Below are 15631 nucleotides of genomic sequence, written 5' to 3' on the forward strand. Positions count from 1 at the left end.
CTGTACAATCACCACATCCCGCAGAAGGCGCTGCACCACCAATCACCGATTGTGGTGATGAAGGAATGGCAGGCCAAACGTCCTGAGTTATTTACCAAGCGGGTGGTCAATCACACGGGACCCGACAACTAGCCATCAACACGAGGGCACCGCACAACGAGTGATGCCCTCCCGATGGAGGTAAGTCATGTGCGTTTGGATGATGAAAGCTATCGCTTTCTGTAGGGTGTTTTTAGTTTCGCAGTTTTAGGCCTCTAGTGGTTGTTGTCTAACCACTTTAGGCGACATTGGTTTTAAAAAAAATTTAACCCTACATAAAGGACTGTACTAGCAACCATCAAGGGCTTCAGCCATGCCCATGATGTCATCAGTGTTAACGAAGAGCGTGTGATGAATGGCCATACTAATAGGAATAAAAGCCAAGACAGCAGAAATGAGGCTCCTATTGCGAGAATTCCTTTCCACCAGGTTGTTTCCATCGCTATAAGCACAGCTGGCCCTACAAGTAGGATCATAGAGTACAAGTGTTGTATAGGAGTCATGGCTACATCCATGCTGTTATTGACGCATCTAGCGTAGCTTAATTTGAGGAAGCGTATCCCTCAGTTGCTTGACCAGCATGCCGGGGATACCTCGGTGATGGGGTTTCCCAATGATTGGCGTACCCTTCACCTGTGGCAACCGCGCCCCCGCTGATCTTCTGGTTTCACATTCACCGCTGTAGGCTTGGGGACAAAGCATAGCCAACAGCAGGGAGCGAGCATGGCGGACAGCAGGGAAGCGCAATTCCAGCAGGACATCATCGACGCCATGGCCGTGGGGGGCTGGCGCGTGGGCCAGGCCAGCGGCTATGACCGGGTCAATGCCGTCTACCCCGAGGACCTGGTCGGCTACTTCCAGGAGGCCTACCCGGAGCGCTGGGACAAGTTCGCCAAGGCCCATCCCAAGGCTCCCGAGACGGCGCTGATTAAGGCCGTGGTGCGCCAGTTGGAGCGTGTCGGCACCCTCGAGGTGCTGCGCCACGGCTTCAAGGTGCCGGGCAACAAGATCGAGCTGTGCAGCTTCCAGCCCGACCACGGCATGAACCCGGACGCCCAGGCTCGCTACCGGGCGAACCGGCTAAGAGTCGTACCGGAGGTCTCCTACTCCCCCCACGCCCGTGAGAGCGGCTCTGAGGCCGCGCAAAGCCCCGGTCAAAGCTACAACCCTCGCCTGGACCTGGTGCTTTTCGTCAACGGCCTGCCGGTCGCCACCCTGGAGCTGAAGAGTTCCTTCAAGCAGTCGGTCGAGAACGCCAAGCGGCAATACCGCTACGACCGCCCGGTGAAGGACCCCGTGACGCGCAAGCCGGAGCCGCTGCTGACCTTCAAGCGCGGCGCCCTGGTGCACTTCGCGGTCAGCCAGGACGAGGTGGCGATGACCACCAAGCTGGCCGGCAAGGATACCTTTTTTCTGCCCTTTAACCAGGGCACCGAAGACGGCGGCGCCGGTAACCCGCCGGCGCCTGATGACGCCACCTATGCCACCGCCTATCTGTGGGATCGGGTGTTCCAGCCCGATGCCTGGCTGAAGATCCTGGGCCGCTTCCTGCACCTGGAGCAGGTCACCAAAGAGGACTTCGACGGCCGCCGCCAGACCAAGGAGACGCTGATCTTCCCCCGCTTCCACCAGTGGGACGTGGTCAACCGGCTGGTCGAGACCACCCGCGACGAAGGGCCGGGGAGCCGCTACCTGGTGCAACACAGCGCCGGCTCGGGCAAGTCGAACTCGATCGCCTGGACGGCCCACCAGCTGGCGAACCTGTACGACGAACACGGACGCAAGCGGTTCAACTCGGTGATCGTGGTCACCGACCGTACGGTGCTCGACAGCCAGCTGCAGGACACCATCTACCAGTTCGAGCATGCCCATGGGGTGGTGTGCCCGATCACTCGCGACATCGGCAACCAGAGCAAGTCCGAGCAGCTGGCGGCAGCGCTCGAGACCAATACCCGCATCATCATCGTCACCATCCAGACCTTCCCGGCGCTGTTCGATGCCCTGGACAAGCGCCCCCAGCTGGCCCAGGGCAGCTATGCGGTGATCGCCGACGAGGCCCACTCCTCCCAGACCGGCTCCTCGGCCAGCAAGCTCAAGGCGCTGCTGGCCGCTGCCGGGGAGGCCACCGACGAGGAGGAGGAGGTGAGCGCTGAGGCGCTGATGGATGCCGCCGTGAGTGCGCGCAAGCCAAGCGAGAAGATCAGCTACTACGCCTTCACCGCCACTCCCAAGGCCAAGACCCTGGAGCTGTTCGGCCGAACCCCCGATCCCGAGCTGCCGCCCAGCAGCGACAACAAGCCCGAGCCCTTCCATCTGTACTCGATGCGCCAGGCCATCGAGGAGGGCTTCATCCTCGACGTGCTGGAGCGTTACACCACCTACAGCACCGCCTGGAAGCTCGCCCACCCGGATGGCGACGATCAGGAGGTGGATGCCAAGAAGGCCTCACGGACCCTGGCCAAGTGGGTAAGGCTGCACCCGCACAACATCGGCCAGAAGGTGGAAGTGATCGTCGAGCACTACCGGGCCAACGTGAAGCACCTGCTGGATGGCCAGGCCAAGGCCATGGTGGTCACCGCCAGCCGCCAGGAGGCGGTACGCTATGCCCTCGCCATGCGCCAGTACGTGAAGGAGCAGGGGTACCAGGACGTGCACCCGCTGGTGGCCTTCTCGGGTAGCGTGCTCCCGGACGGCGTGATCGAGGAGGAGGTCACCGAGACCAGCGTCAAGCTCAACCCGGGCCTCAAGGGGCGCGACCTGGCCGAGGCCTTCGACACCGATGACTACAACGTCATGATCGCGGCCAACAAGTTCCAGACCGGCTTCGACCAGCCCAAGCTGTGCGCCATGTACGTGGACAAGAAGCTGCAGGGGGTGGACTGCGTGCAGACCCTCTCACGGCTGAACCGTATCTTCCCGGGCAAGGAGACCTTCATCCTCGACTTCTTCAACGACCCCGAGGAGATCATCGGCGCCTTCGCCCCCTACTACCGCAAGGCCGAGCTGGCCGACGTCTCCGACGTCAATGTGGTCTATGACCTGCAACAGACACTGGACGCCAGCGGGATCTATCACTGGGAGGAGGTCGAGGCCTTCGCCGCGGCCTTCTTCGACCCCAAGGCCCCCGCCAGCAAGCTCAGCTACTACTGCAAGCCGGCCAAGGAGCGTTTCACCACGCGTTACAAGGCGATCGTCGATCAGATCCAGACCTGGCAGGCGGCGAGGCAGCAGGCCGAGCAGCAGGGCGATCAGGCGGGCGTGCACCGCGCCGATCAGGAGCTCAAGGACGCCGGCACCACCCGCGATGAGCTGGACCTGTTCCGCAAGAACCTCGCCAGCTTCGTGCGCACCTACGAGTTCCTGTCCCAGATCGTGCACTTCGACGACCGCGAGCTGGAGCAGCTCTGCGTGTTCGCCAAGCATCTCCAGCCGCTGCTGCGCACCGATCGGATAGAGGAAGACACCATCGACGTCAGCGAACTCGAGCTAAGCCACTACCGGCTGACCAAGCGCGCCGAGCACCAGCTGCGCCTGGAGGAGGAGCAGGGCGACTATGGCCTGCAGCCGATCAGCGAGGTCGGCTCCGGCAAGCCCCACGACCCCGAGAAGAAGCGCCTCGACGAGATCATCGACAAGCTGAACGACCTCTACGGGGCCGAGGTCAGCGACGACGACAAGCTACACTTCGCCAACGGCATCGCCGACCGCATCGAGCGCGACGAATCGGTGATGGCGCAGATCCGTCATCACGACGAGGATCAGGTCATGCACGGCCTCTTCCCCAAGAAAGTCGAAGACGCGGTCATGGATGCCATTGGCGACCATGAGAAGCTCTCGATGCCGCTGCTGGAGGACGAGAAGACCGGGCGGGAGTTCGCGCTGCTGATCCTAAAGCTGTTGGCGGGCAGGGAGCGGTCTTCGGCGCAGCAGTAATAGGGATCTGACGATCTCTGATGACGTCGAGCTTCTACGATAATAATCTTTGAATTTTTGATACGTGACCCACGCAGGGAACGCGCAACATGGATAAGTCATCACTTCAACACAAGCTTGAGCTCGCCCGGCATGAGCTCCTCGACATGGGGCTGCGTGGTAATCCGCTTCTGCATGTGCCCAGCAACAAGCGTTTCCTCGACGTCGTGGATGAGCGGTCGATCGAGGTCGCCAACATCTTGGTCGAGGAAAAGAAAGCCATGCGCTTCTTGCCTCTTCCAGAGGTATACGAGAAGGACGAGTCCGACGCGGGCGACGAGGAGGTCGAAGAATCAGATGAAGAGCAGGAGCCTCTTCCGCCCCTGGAGGAGTATCTCGAGCAGGAGCAGGGCGAAGAGCGCTTCAGCGACCTCTACCTGCAGACGCGCCTTCCAGCCCGCGAACTGGATACGCGGCTGATCAAGCTGGAAAACGAAGCCCATACCCTGCTTCAGGAGCAGGGCATTGAGGTGCTGTACCTGGCGCTGGGCTTTTTGGAGTGGTATGAGGACGAAAACGCCCGCACACCGCGTCATGCGCCGCTGATCCTGCTGCCGGTGGAGCTCCAGCGGGAATCTGCACGTGCCGGCTTTACCCTGTCGTTCACCAACGCCGAGATGGGCGGCAACCTGGCGTTGGCCGCCAAGCTAAAGCAGGACTTTCGGCTTTCGCTTCCCGAGTTCGGGGAAGAGACTTCGCTGGTGGACTATTTCGGGCAGGTCCAGCAGATGGTCGCCGATCGTCCCCGCTGGAAGGTCCATGTGGATCAGATCCGGCTGGGACTCTTTTCCTTCGGCAAGTTCCAGATGTACACCGACCTCGACCCGGCGAACTGGCCGGAGTCTCATGAGCTGCTGGAACACCCTCAACTCGAAAAACTGTTCGAGACGGGCTATCGCGAGGACGCCGAGCGACTCGAATCGTCGTCTGGCCATGATCTGCTCAAGACACCCGAGTCACTTCACCTGGTCAAGGACGCAGACTCCAGCCAGCTCGAGGCCATCCTCGCGGTGATGGAAGGGGCCAGCCTGGTGGTGCAGGGGCCTCCGGGAACCGGCAAGTCGCAGACCATCAGCAACCTCATCGGAGAAGCACTGGCGCGCGGCAAGAAGGTCCTGTTCGTTGCCCAGAAGATGGCGGCCCTGGACGTCGTGAAATCACGTCTAGATGAGTGTCATCTGGGTGATGCTGTGCTCGAGCTGCACAGTCACAAGAGCAACAAGAAGGCGGTCCTCGATTCCCTGCGCCGGGTATTCGACAGCGGGCGCCCCAAGGTGCCGGACCGGTCGCACGAGTATCAACGCCTCGGCGAGGTGCGCGAGTCGCTGGATGGCTATGTCGAACAACTCCGAGCCCCCATCCTGGCCTCTCAGACTGACTACGTGACGGCGCTGGGACGCATGCTGTCGCTGCAAAGCGATGACCGACTGCAAGCTCTGTCCCGAATCGACTTCCAGCGTCTGCGCGACTGGGGGCCCCAGGAGCTGTCGCGAGGGCAGCGTGCCATGGAGGCCATGGGCGACTATCTGGCCGAGTACGGGCCACCCGCAGAGAACCCCTACTGCCACTCGCAGCGTCATGCCTTGTCCCCCGGCGAAGAGCAGGAGCTTCGCAAGCTGGTTCAGCGGGCCGCCGATCAGCTGACGGAACTGACCGACAATGCCGTCGCCCTGGCACAGGCCATGCAGTTGCCGATTCCACAGAGCTTCGATGACATCGCCATCCTGCAGCGTGCCGGCAAAAGGGCACTCAATGCGCCGCACTTGGCGGGGGTGAAGGTCAATACCGAGGAGTGGCAGGCCCGTCGTGACGAGGTAAAGCAGGCCATCGCGGCCGGCCAGGCGCTATCGCGCACCCGTGACGCGATGCAACCACGCTTCATCGAGGCCGTGTATGACGCCGATCTGCTGCCGATTCGTACCGGGCTCGCCGGGAGGACCGACAAGTGGTGGCGCATCTTCTCAGGCGAGTACCGTCGGGCCGCCGCCGCCCTGAAAGGCTATGCCCGTAGCCAGCTGGATGGGTCGCCGGTGGAATGGCTGAGCTGGGTGGACGAGTTGCTGGAAGCCCAGCAGCACCGGAAGACGCTGGAGCGCCTGTCGCCCACCTGCCAGACCCTGTTCGGGGCACAGTGGCAGGGGGAAGAGAGCGACTGGTCGGTGTTGGCGCAGCTCGCCGAGTGGATCGTCGACCTGTACGAGGCGATCGGCAAAGGTGAGCTGCCTGCAGGGCTGGCCGCCTTCCTGGATGGCAACCCGGATCTGCGGGAACACACCGACCAGGTGGAGGCCCTTCAAACCCAGTCGGAGCGTGTCCAGGGATTGCTTCAGGAGCTCTGTCACCAGATCCAGTGGCAGGATGAGGTGTCACAGGTGGCTCTGGGGACCTGGCATCAGCGGCTTTCCGGCTGGCGAGACAGCGCCCAGTTGTATGCGGTGGTGCGCTTCAACCAGCTGAGCGAGGACCTCGAGACGGCAGGCCTTGATCACCTGACGGCGACCCTGGCCAGCTGGTCCCATGCGCCGCGCGCACTGAGCGCATGGCTGGAGCTGAGCTATTTCGGCGGCCTGGTGGATCATGCCTATGTCGAGCGCCCGCGCCTGGCACGTTTCGATCGGCTGACCCATGAGCGCTTGATCCATGAGTTCAATCAGCTGGATGAGGCCAGTTTCCGGTATGCCCAGGAGTCGCTGGTCGAGCGCCTGCATGCCAACCTCCCGTCCAAGCATGCGCCGGGCGAAATGGAGATCCTGCGTCGCGAGTTCACCAAGAAGCGGCGCCACCTGCCGATTCGAAAGTTGCTGCGTGAGGCGGGGACGGTGATCCAGCAGGCCAAGCCGGTGTTCATGATGAGTCCCATGTCGGTGGCGGGCTATCTCGCTCAGGGAGACCTCGACTTTGATCTGGTGATCTTCGACGAGGCGAGTCAGATACCGGCCCCCGAGGCCCTGGGCGCGATTCTGCGGGGACGCCAGGTCGTGGTGGTGGGGGACAGCAAGCAGATGCCGCCCACCAACTTCTTCGGGCAATCCGTCGAGCTCAGCGACGAAGAGGCCGACGAGAGCGCCACGGCCGACGTGGAGAGTATTCTCGGCATGATGAAGGCCCGCGGCATGCCGGAACGCATGCTGCGCTGGCACTACCGTAGTCGCCATCACTCCCTGATTGCCGTCTCGAACGATCAGTTCTACGACAATCAGCTGCTGATCTTCCCGAGCCCCGGTGTCCATCCCGAGGCCAGGGGGCTGCGTTTCTGTCACCTGCCCGAGACCCATTACGACCGTGGCGGCTCGCGGACCAACGCGGGCGAGGCCCGTGCGGTGGCCGAGGCGGTGATCCGGCACGCGCAAGACACCCCCCAGCTGTCTCTCGGGGTGGTGGCTTTCAGTACCGCCCAGCGAGAAGCCATTCTGCTGGAGGTTGAGCGTCTGCGCCGAGAGCACGAAGAGCTCGAGGACTTCTTCCGTCATCACGACGGTGGTGATGAGTTTTTCATCAAGAATCTGGAAAACGTTCAGGGCGACGAGCGCGACGTGATCTTCATCAGCGTTGGGTACGGGCGCACGTCGGCAGGCCGGCTCGGGCAGAACTTCGGCCCGATCAACAAGACCGGCGGCGAGCGACGCCTGAACGTGCTGATTTCTCGCGCGAGGCTGGCCATGGACGTCTTCGCCAACTTCCAGGCCGATGAGTTGAAGGTCACGGAGTCATCGCCGTTCGGGGTCCGCGCTTTGCATGCCTTCCTCAAGTATGCCGAGACGGGAGAGTTGCCGACCCACGAGATGACGGACAGGGAACCGGACTCGCCCTTCGAGTGGGAGGTGATGCGCGCCATTCAGGACCTTGGCTACGAGGTCCAGCCGCAGGTTGGTAGCCAGGGGTTCTTCATCGATCTGGCCGTTCGCGATCCAGAGGCTCCGGGCCGCTTCCTGCTGGCCGTGGAGTGCGACGGCGCCAGCTATCACAGCAGCGCCATCGCGCGTGACCGGGATCGTCTGCGTCAGTCCGTATTGGAAGGGCTGGGCTGGCGCTTCCATCGCATCTGGAGCACCGAGTGGTTCCGTAATGCTGCCGCTGAGACTGAGCGCTTGAAGGAGGCACTGGAGGCCGCCAGACGGCACCAGAAGGACCTGGAAGCCCAGGCGAGAGCGGAAGCGGAGGGCATCACGCCGACGCGGGAGAACGAGCCTCAGGATGAAGACGCTTCTAGGGAAGACGTTGGCAGCGGCATAGCGCGTGAAACCGTTGCAGAACCCTCGGCGGGCATACCGGCTTACGCGCCCGTCGACGCCTCCAGCATTGGCTTGTCTGCCGCGGATAGCCAGTTCGATGAGATCCCTGCGGATCGCTTGCAGAGAGCCATCCTGGCCGTGGTCGAGGGCGAGGGGCCGATTCACCGAAAAATGCTGCTGATCAGGCTGACCGAGGCTACGGGGTTGCAGCGCGCAGGGGCTCGGATTCAGCGGCGCGTGGATACCGAGTGCCGATCCATGGCGAAGAAGGGCTTGCTGAATCAGGATGGAGACATTCTTGATGTCGTTAGCCGTGAGGCGCTGGAGTTGCGTGACTGGAGCGTCCTGCCAGCGAGTCAGCGCAAGTTCGAGTTTGTGCCGGGGGTTGAGCTTGAGAATGCCATTCAGCAGACGATTCGCGATGGCGTCTCGGTCGGGCCAGAGGACGCCATGAGCGCGGCTATCAACCAGCTGGGCTTCAAGCGTCTGACTGGGCCGATCAGGCAGCGTCTCGAGGCCCTCATCGGCAAGTTGATGGATGAGAACAAGGTTCAGGAACGTAACGAGCGACTTCAGCTCGGCACAGCCACCCTGGCAGCTGAGTTCTTGCGGTGAACGTGTGGGCCCCACGCGGGGCCCGGTGTGCGTTCTGGAGTAAGTGACTTCGACCAGCACATGAAGGAGTGATAAATGAGAGTAATCAGGAGGTTGGCGGTCGTGACCTTGTCTCTTATCAGTGCCAATAACATCTATGGCCAAGGCTATGACAATCTCAACACTCCTGGAGTCAATGAGGGTGCAATCGGGTCCGGCTTCGACGATCTGAATACGCCCGAGATCAATGAGGGCAACATCGGCTCGGGCTACGATGACTTGAATACGCCAGGGATCAATGAGGGCGACATCGGCTCAGGCTATGATGATCTGAACACACCCGGGATCAATGAGGGCGCTGTCGGCTCAGGTTTCGACGACCTCAATACGCCTGGGATCAATGAGGGGGCGATCGGAACCGGCTACGATGATCTGAATACACCTGATGTCGATGAAGGTGCTTGGTAGCTTCCCCGATCCCAGGGGCATAGCTTAAGATCTAGGGGCATCTATGGGGGCATAATCAATACTCGAAGAGTAGATAGTCATTTTATTTCAATATGATGGCCATTTTTTTTGAGTGATACTGGGCCCACCATCTTCAACCTCGCAATCATATCTGGTTGCTCCTCTGGCTTCTTCCCTCTGTGTTCCGCACGTTCGTGGAGCCCTCTCATTGAGAACGCATGCCCCATTTCGGAATTAATGGCATCGCGCATAGAAGCGGTGGTGCCACATCGGGCGCCGCATTGCTGACTATTTACCGTTGTGGAAGGTGAGCGGGGTGGTCTGAAGGTCGATGGTTTCCTCGCCTCTCTCACCTTGGAAATCTCCTCGACAGTATTACTTTCGTCTATATGAGACTTTTGGTGTATTGCTCATCGAGTGATTGGCTTCTAGCTTTGTTTGTATGATGTATGACTTTAGGGCTTTTTCTTTGTGGAGAATCTCTTCGCTTGACTGGTGAGCGAGGAATCAAGGCCAGTGAAACTGGGCCTAGATAAATCTCGAAAGTGCTGCTGATGTATCTCGTCTTATCCAGAAAAAGTCGGTAATACGACTCAATACAGCAAGGAGTGCGGAATGCGATTACAAAAAACATTGCTGGGAGTCGCCTGCATGGCGGCATTTGCTTCCGGTGTGTCCCATGCTGACTATCCGAATCGCGATGTGCGTGTCATCGTGCCGGCGGCTGCCGGCGGTGGCACTGATGCCATCGTGCGCAAGATTTCCAATATTGCCGAAGAGTCCTTTCCGGTCTCGATGTACGTGGAGAACGTCGCGGGAGGCATGACGGCTACCGGTCTGCTGCAGCTGATGGACGCGCGCCCTGATGGTCAGACGATTGCTGCCATTACCTATGACAGCATCATCACCATTCCCTGGAAGGAAATGCTTCCCGGCTTCGGCATGGATCGGATGCGCATGATCGCGCGTATCACCCAGGAAGCCGATGCCATTACCGTGACGGACGACGCCCCGTACCAGTCGCTTGACGATCTAATTGCTGCCGCCAAGGAGAATCCCGGAAGTATCCGGGTCGGCATCCAGAATATGGGCGCTCGTACTCACCTGACACTGCTCCAGCTCCAGGATCAAACCGGTGCGGAGTTCAATATCGTGTCCTACGACAACAGTGCCGCTACCCAGAAAGAGGCGCTTCTCAACGGCGAAGTCGATGCCGTCGTGACCAGCCTTGGGGATCTCGCGCCGTTGATCGATTCCGGTCAGGCACGTGGCCTGGTCGAATTCTCCGATACGCAGAACGAAGGCTTCCCTGACGTTCCACCGGTGACGGAAACAGATACCGGTCTGGATCTTCAGATGGGAAGTTTCATTACGTTGGTCGCCCCGGCACGTACGCCGGACGATGTGATCGATACTCTGGAAGCCACCTATCACGAGGCCTACGAAACCGAAGAGTTCCAGCAGTGGCTGACGCAGATCGGGGTGACGCCAGCATGGCTTGGATCAGAAGATGTCACGGAATGGTCGCGTGACACTCAGCAGCAGCTCTTCAACACCATGGATAGTCTGGTCGAGAAAGGCGTGCTGGAAAAATAGACGTTCTATTCGTAATCCTTTTTTCACTGCGCCGTACAATTTGCATGGCGCAGTGGTTTTACAACGGGTTCTGATATGCCTTCGAAACGCTCCTCGCTAGGTGGTGGATTCTACATCCCAGCCGTTCTTGCGGTTATTACGCTGGTTTATCTTGTCTCCGCGATACAGCTCGGCATGCCGATGAAAGATGGCAACATGACCCCCTCTTTCTTCCCTATCGCGACAGCCGTGCTCATGCTCTTTGCCTTGGGTTGTACGATGCTTCAGGAGCTCCGTCGAGTTCGCGATACTACCGACAGGCAATCCGGCGATGCGTCAGACAATGGAGAAGGTGAGCAGAAGCTGGAAGGGAAGAGTGTTGCTGGAATCTCGTTGGGTGCCATCTGCGTCGTTCTGATGACGGCCGTATATCTTCTCGCTTTCGATTTGATCGGATACTTCGTGTCGACGTTTCTTTACGTGCTGCTGCTCATGTTCCAGTTCGGTAGCGCCTCGTTGAAGCATTGGCCCGTGAAGCTTATCGCCACGCTTCTTATCACCGGAGCCGGGTTCCTGCTTTTTGAGGTCTTTTTCCAGGTGCGCCTGCCGACACTGTGGAGTTAATGATCATGGACGCGTTACATGGACTGTTGGGCGGGTTCTCCGCTCTCGCTAACCCAGAAACCTTGCTCTACATGGTAGGCGGTTTCCTGATTGGCACCCTGTTCGGAGCCGTTCCGGGACTGACCTCGGTGCTGGCTATTGCCCTCTTGCTGCCCTTGACCTACAGCCTCGATGTGACCACGGCACTGGTCGCATGCGCCAGTATCTTCATGGCCGGAATGTGCAGCGGCAGCATTACGGCGACGACGATCAACATTCCTGGTGCGCCCGCGTCGATGATGACGGCGATGGAAGGATACCCGATGCAGCAGCGTGGCCAAGGTGCCAAGGCCTTGGGGCATGCCGCACTGGGGTCGATGGTCGGCGGTTCCGTGGGTGCCCTGTTGTTGATGGTGATGTCCCCGCTGGCGGCTGATGTTGCCCTGTTGATTCGTACTCCGGGAAAGTTCTCGTTGATCGCTTTCGCGCTGATCGTGATCATCATTTCCCAGCGTGGTTCCATCACCAAGGGGATGGTCGCCACGCTGCTGGGCGTGATGGTCGCGACCATCGGTATCGATGTGGTGCAGCCGGTCGCTCGTTTCACCTTCGGTAGCAGCGTGCTGGTTCAAGGAATCGATATGATGCCGCTGATCATCGGCACGTTCGCGATCAGCGAGCTGCTGATTCAAGCTGATAGCCGCAGCGCGCGAACCGTCGACCCCAGCAAGCTACAGGCTGCAAAGGTGCGTCGGCGCGACTTTATCCCGCCGCTCTCTGAAGTGCGGGAAATCGGTGTGCTGCGTTATTTGAAGAGTGCTCTGATCGGCTATTCGGTTGGTATCCTGCCGGGGGCCGGTGGCTCGATGGCGGCTTTCGTGGCCTATGCCGAGTCGATGCGCTCGTCGAAGCATCCGGAACGCTATGGCAAGGGGAATCCCGAAGGCATCGCTGCATCGGAATGTGCTAACAACTCCATGTGCGGTGGCGCCTTCGTCCCCATGCTCACCTTCGGGATTCCCGGTGACCCCACGACGGCCATCGTGCTCGGAGTCCTGGTGATCAACGGCCTTCAGCCTGGACCGCAGTTCATGACCCAGCAGATGGACCTGATTGCCCCGATGTTTGCCTCGCTGTTTGTCAGCGCGCTGGTTCTGGTGCCTCTGACGCTGTACCTGCTGGGCCCATACTTCCTGAGGATCGTGTCGATCCGCCGTGATGTGCTCTACTCGAGCATCGCCGTGGTCGCACTGGTGGGCAGCTATGTCGCTACCTATTCGACCTTCCAGATGGCCCTGGCGCTGGTGTTCGGTGTGTTGGCCTATTTCCTTCGCAAGCAGAAATATCCCACCGTCTGCCTGCTGCTGGGGTTCGTGCTTGGGCCTAGCCTAGAGGAGTATTGCCGTCGCGCGCTGTCGATCAATGACGGCAGCCCGATGGTCTTCCTTACCAGCCCGGATAGCCTGTTCTTCATTGCCCTGACGGCAGTGTTCTTCTACTTCATGGTGATCCGCAAGCCTAGGGAGAGTACTCTTAACGCAGCGTCACGCTAAGTCGCTGTTCTTGAAGTGCCACTGTCGTCATGCTGGCGATGGTGGCGCTTTTGTATCGATGCCTCTGCCTATCTGCCACTCTGGCTGTATAAGAGTGCGCCTTTGAATTTGCACTCACCACGGGGACGCCCGCAGCAGCTCTCCAATTACGGCATGGGGCGGGTGTTCGAGGAGCTGGTCCGCAAGTTTGCCGAAAGCTCCAACGATACGACGGGTGAGCATCCAGCGCGGTTATGACGGCCGCTTTGGCCTTGGCCTGCCGCGAGTCCCCAACGGTTCGCTGCTGTTCTTGATGCACATGGTGAGCAAGATGCGCTCGCGCCATCGAGGACCCGGACCACGGCGGCAGCTTCACTATCAAGCTGTATCAGAGCGAGAAGGTCGAGGAGTATGACGAGTTCGTGAACCAGCGCATCGTGCTGAAGCCCCAGACCAACGCCTTCGGCTAAAAGGACAGCGTGCTCGAGGACGAGCTTGAGGACCTGAAGGTCATCGGCGAATTTCTTTCCGTGCTGTGAGCGAGTGGGCCATCGGATGGTCGCCTATGCTGGCTGGGTAGCGAGAGGCTGAGCAGGCATGCTCACGGATATCCGATACCGTAGAACCAGGCGAGTACCCCATGTCAGACCCGTTCAAGCAGCTCCATGACGCCATGGACCAGTTCGCCACCGAGCGCGACTGGGACCAGTTCCACTCGCCCAAGAACCTGGCCATGGCGCTGACGGTGGAGGCGGCGGAGCTGCAGGAGTGCTTCCAGTGGCTGACCGAGGCGCAGTCCAGGGAGCTGGATGAGCAGCAACTGGCCGCCGTGCGCGACGAAATTGCCGATGTGCAGCTCTACCTGATTCGGCTGGCGGGCAAGCTGGACGTGGATATCGAATCGGCATGCCGGGCGAAGATGGACAAAAACGCGGCAAAATACCCTTCAGATCGGGTGCGGGGAAGTGCTAAAAAGTACACACATTACGCCGATGGTGAAACGGATTGAGTTGGGCCTGCTCCTGCTGCTGGTGGCCGGAGCCACACGCTGTGGCTGATGAATGAACAGGTGATCGAGGAAGCAGGGCAGATCAGCCCGGAGATCGAGCAGGCGCGGAAGACGCTCAAGCAGACAGGGACGGATACCGACTAGCTGTAGGGTCCCGGATGATCAAATCGCCTATAGAAGTTATCCTCTGCTAGCCGCCAGAGAGATTCTTCAGCAATTCATCCGGGAGCAGATTCATGGACATCAAGCTGCATAAGCAAGCGACGACGACACCGAAGATCCGTGCCGAAATCCAAGCAGCCCCCTCCAGCATCACGGATAGCGAACTGGCCCGCCAATACGGCGTCGCCACCGCGACCATCCGGCGCTGGCGGTACCGCGATGATGTCCATGACCGGTCACACACGCGTCACAACCTGCTGGCCACGCTCACGCCCGAGCAGGAGGAGGTGCTCATCGCCGCTCGCGAATTCCTGCGCCTTGGCCTGGATGATCTGCTTGTCGTGGCACGGGAATTCTTGAACCCTCGCTTGTCCCGCTCCGGACTGCATCGCATGCTCAAGCGGCGCGAGGTGCCGACACTGGTGGAACTGGCTCGGCAGGACGCTGGCGATGATGAGAAGCCCCGGCACAAACCCTTCAAGGACTATGAGCCGGGCTTCGTGCACATCGACATCAAGCACCTGCCTCAGATGCCTGACGAGCAGCAGAAACGCTACCTGTACGTCGCCATCGACCGTGCCACGCGTTGGGTCCATCTGGAGATCAGGCGCAGTCAGTCCGCGAAGGATGCGCGTGCGTTCATGAAGCAGGTGAAGGAGAAGGCTCCCTTCAAGGTCCAGACGGTGCTCACCGACAACGGCAAATCCTTCACGGATCGCTTCACAAGGGCCGGTGAACGCAACCCCAGCGGCTGCCACCCGTTCGACCAGGAATGCCAGACACATGGCATCGAGCATCGCCTGATCAAGCCAGGGCGGCCTCAGACGAACGGCATGGTCGAGCGCTTCAATGGCCGTATCAGCGACGTGTTGGCGACACGGCGCTATACCTCGGGCGAAGACCTGGAGCAGACGCTGAAACGCTACATGTGGCTGTACAATCACCACATCCCGCAGAAGGCGCTGCACCACCAATCACCGATTGTGGTGATGAAGGAATGGCAGGCCAAACGTCCTGAGTTATTTACCAAGCGGGTGGTCAATCACACGGGACCCGACATGAATCAATGGCAGTGTTTATGCCCTCAGTTTTTGGATTTTATGCGAAAATCCTTGCCTTGATTAATTTTTAAAATCCGTTGCTACGGTGTCTACAAGCTGTCGACGCCGTAGACACAAGAAGATCGGCATAGGCGCGTAAGTGCCTTTGCAAGGTATTGATATGGCTGGCATTGGCAGGCCTTGGGCCTAACTCATCATCCCTCGGTCGCAGGTTCAAGACCTGCGGGTACACCACCTTGATCCGCGAGTTGCGGAGTCACACCTGTGAGCCACTTCGTGCATGGGGCCGGTCTCGAACGACCAGAGATGTGAGGGTAGGCGCCGGGCCGTGCCCCGCAGGCCCAGCCAGGCATCGATGAAGAGGGTCAACCGGCGCGAAGCCGA

Annotated in this window: 8 protein-coding genes and 1 pseudogene; all 9 read left to right on the forward strand. The window is 60.0% G+C overall.

Features of this window, described 5'->3' with window-relative positions; all coding sequences use genetic code 11:
• Positions 1-132 (forward strand): annotated as a pseudogene (locus tag ACGTNF_RS00005) (IS481 family transposase); the annotation flags it as partial.
• 630 nt (positions 133-762) lie between these two features.
• Positions 763-3972 carry a type I restriction endonuclease subunit R gene (locus ACGTNF_RS00010; protein ID WP_394599825.1) on the forward strand — a complete coding sequence of 1070 codons (3210 nt, stop codon included), beginning with the start codon at positions 763-765 and terminating at the stop codon, positions 3970-3972.
• An 89-nt stretch (positions 3973-4061) separates the two neighbouring features.
• Positions 4062-8858 (forward strand): DUF3320 domain-containing protein, encoded by a 4797-nt coding sequence (locus ACGTNF_RS00015; protein WP_394599826.1) that lies wholly within the window; start codon positions 4062-4064, stop codon positions 8856-8858.
• Between the two features lie 75 nt (positions 8859-8933).
• Positions 8934-9305: a hypothetical protein gene (locus ACGTNF_RS00020; RefSeq protein ID WP_394599827.1), complete on the forward strand. Its 372-nt coding sequence runs from the start codon at positions 8934-8936 to the stop codon at positions 9303-9305.
• 615 nt (positions 9306-9920) lie between these two features.
• Positions 9921-10901, forward strand: a complete 981-nt coding sequence (locus ACGTNF_RS00025) for a Bug family tripartite tricarboxylate transporter substrate binding protein (protein WP_394599828.1) — start codon at positions 9921-9923, stop codon at positions 10899-10901.
• Positions 10902-10976: 75 nt separating this feature from the next.
• The gene (locus ACGTNF_RS00030; RefSeq protein WP_394599829.1) at positions 10977-11504 is read left to right on the forward strand and encodes a tripartite tricarboxylate transporter TctB family protein; all 528 of its coding nucleotides are present in this window, start codon (positions 10977-10979) and stop codon (positions 11502-11504) included.
• Positions 11504-13036: a tripartite tricarboxylate transporter permease gene (locus tag ACGTNF_RS00035; RefSeq protein WP_394599830.1), complete on the forward strand. Its 1533-nt coding sequence runs from the start codon at positions 11504-11506 to the stop codon at positions 13034-13036. Before ACGTNF_RS00030 ends, ACGTNF_RS00035 begins: the two co-directional genes overlap by 1 nt.
• A gap of 619 nt (positions 13037-13655) precedes the next feature.
• Positions 13656-14024 (forward strand): nucleotide pyrophosphohydrolase, encoded by a 369-nt coding sequence (locus ACGTNF_RS00040; RefSeq protein WP_394599831.1) that lies wholly within the window; start codon positions 13656-13658, stop codon positions 14022-14024.
• Between the two features lie 236 nt (positions 14025-14260).
• Positions 14261-15307 carry an IS481 family transposase gene (locus ACGTNF_RS00045; protein WP_394599833.1) on the forward strand — a complete coding sequence of 349 codons (1047 nt, stop codon included), beginning with the start codon at positions 14261-14263 and terminating at the stop codon, positions 15305-15307.
• The last annotated feature ends 324 nt before the right edge of the window (positions 15308-15631 follow it).

This window comes from Halomonas sp. B23F22_10, from assembly GCF_043496975.1.
In the GTDB taxonomy this organism is placed as follows: Bacteria; Pseudomonadota; Gammaproteobacteria; order Pseudomonadales; family Halomonadaceae; genus Halomonas; species Halomonas smyrnensis.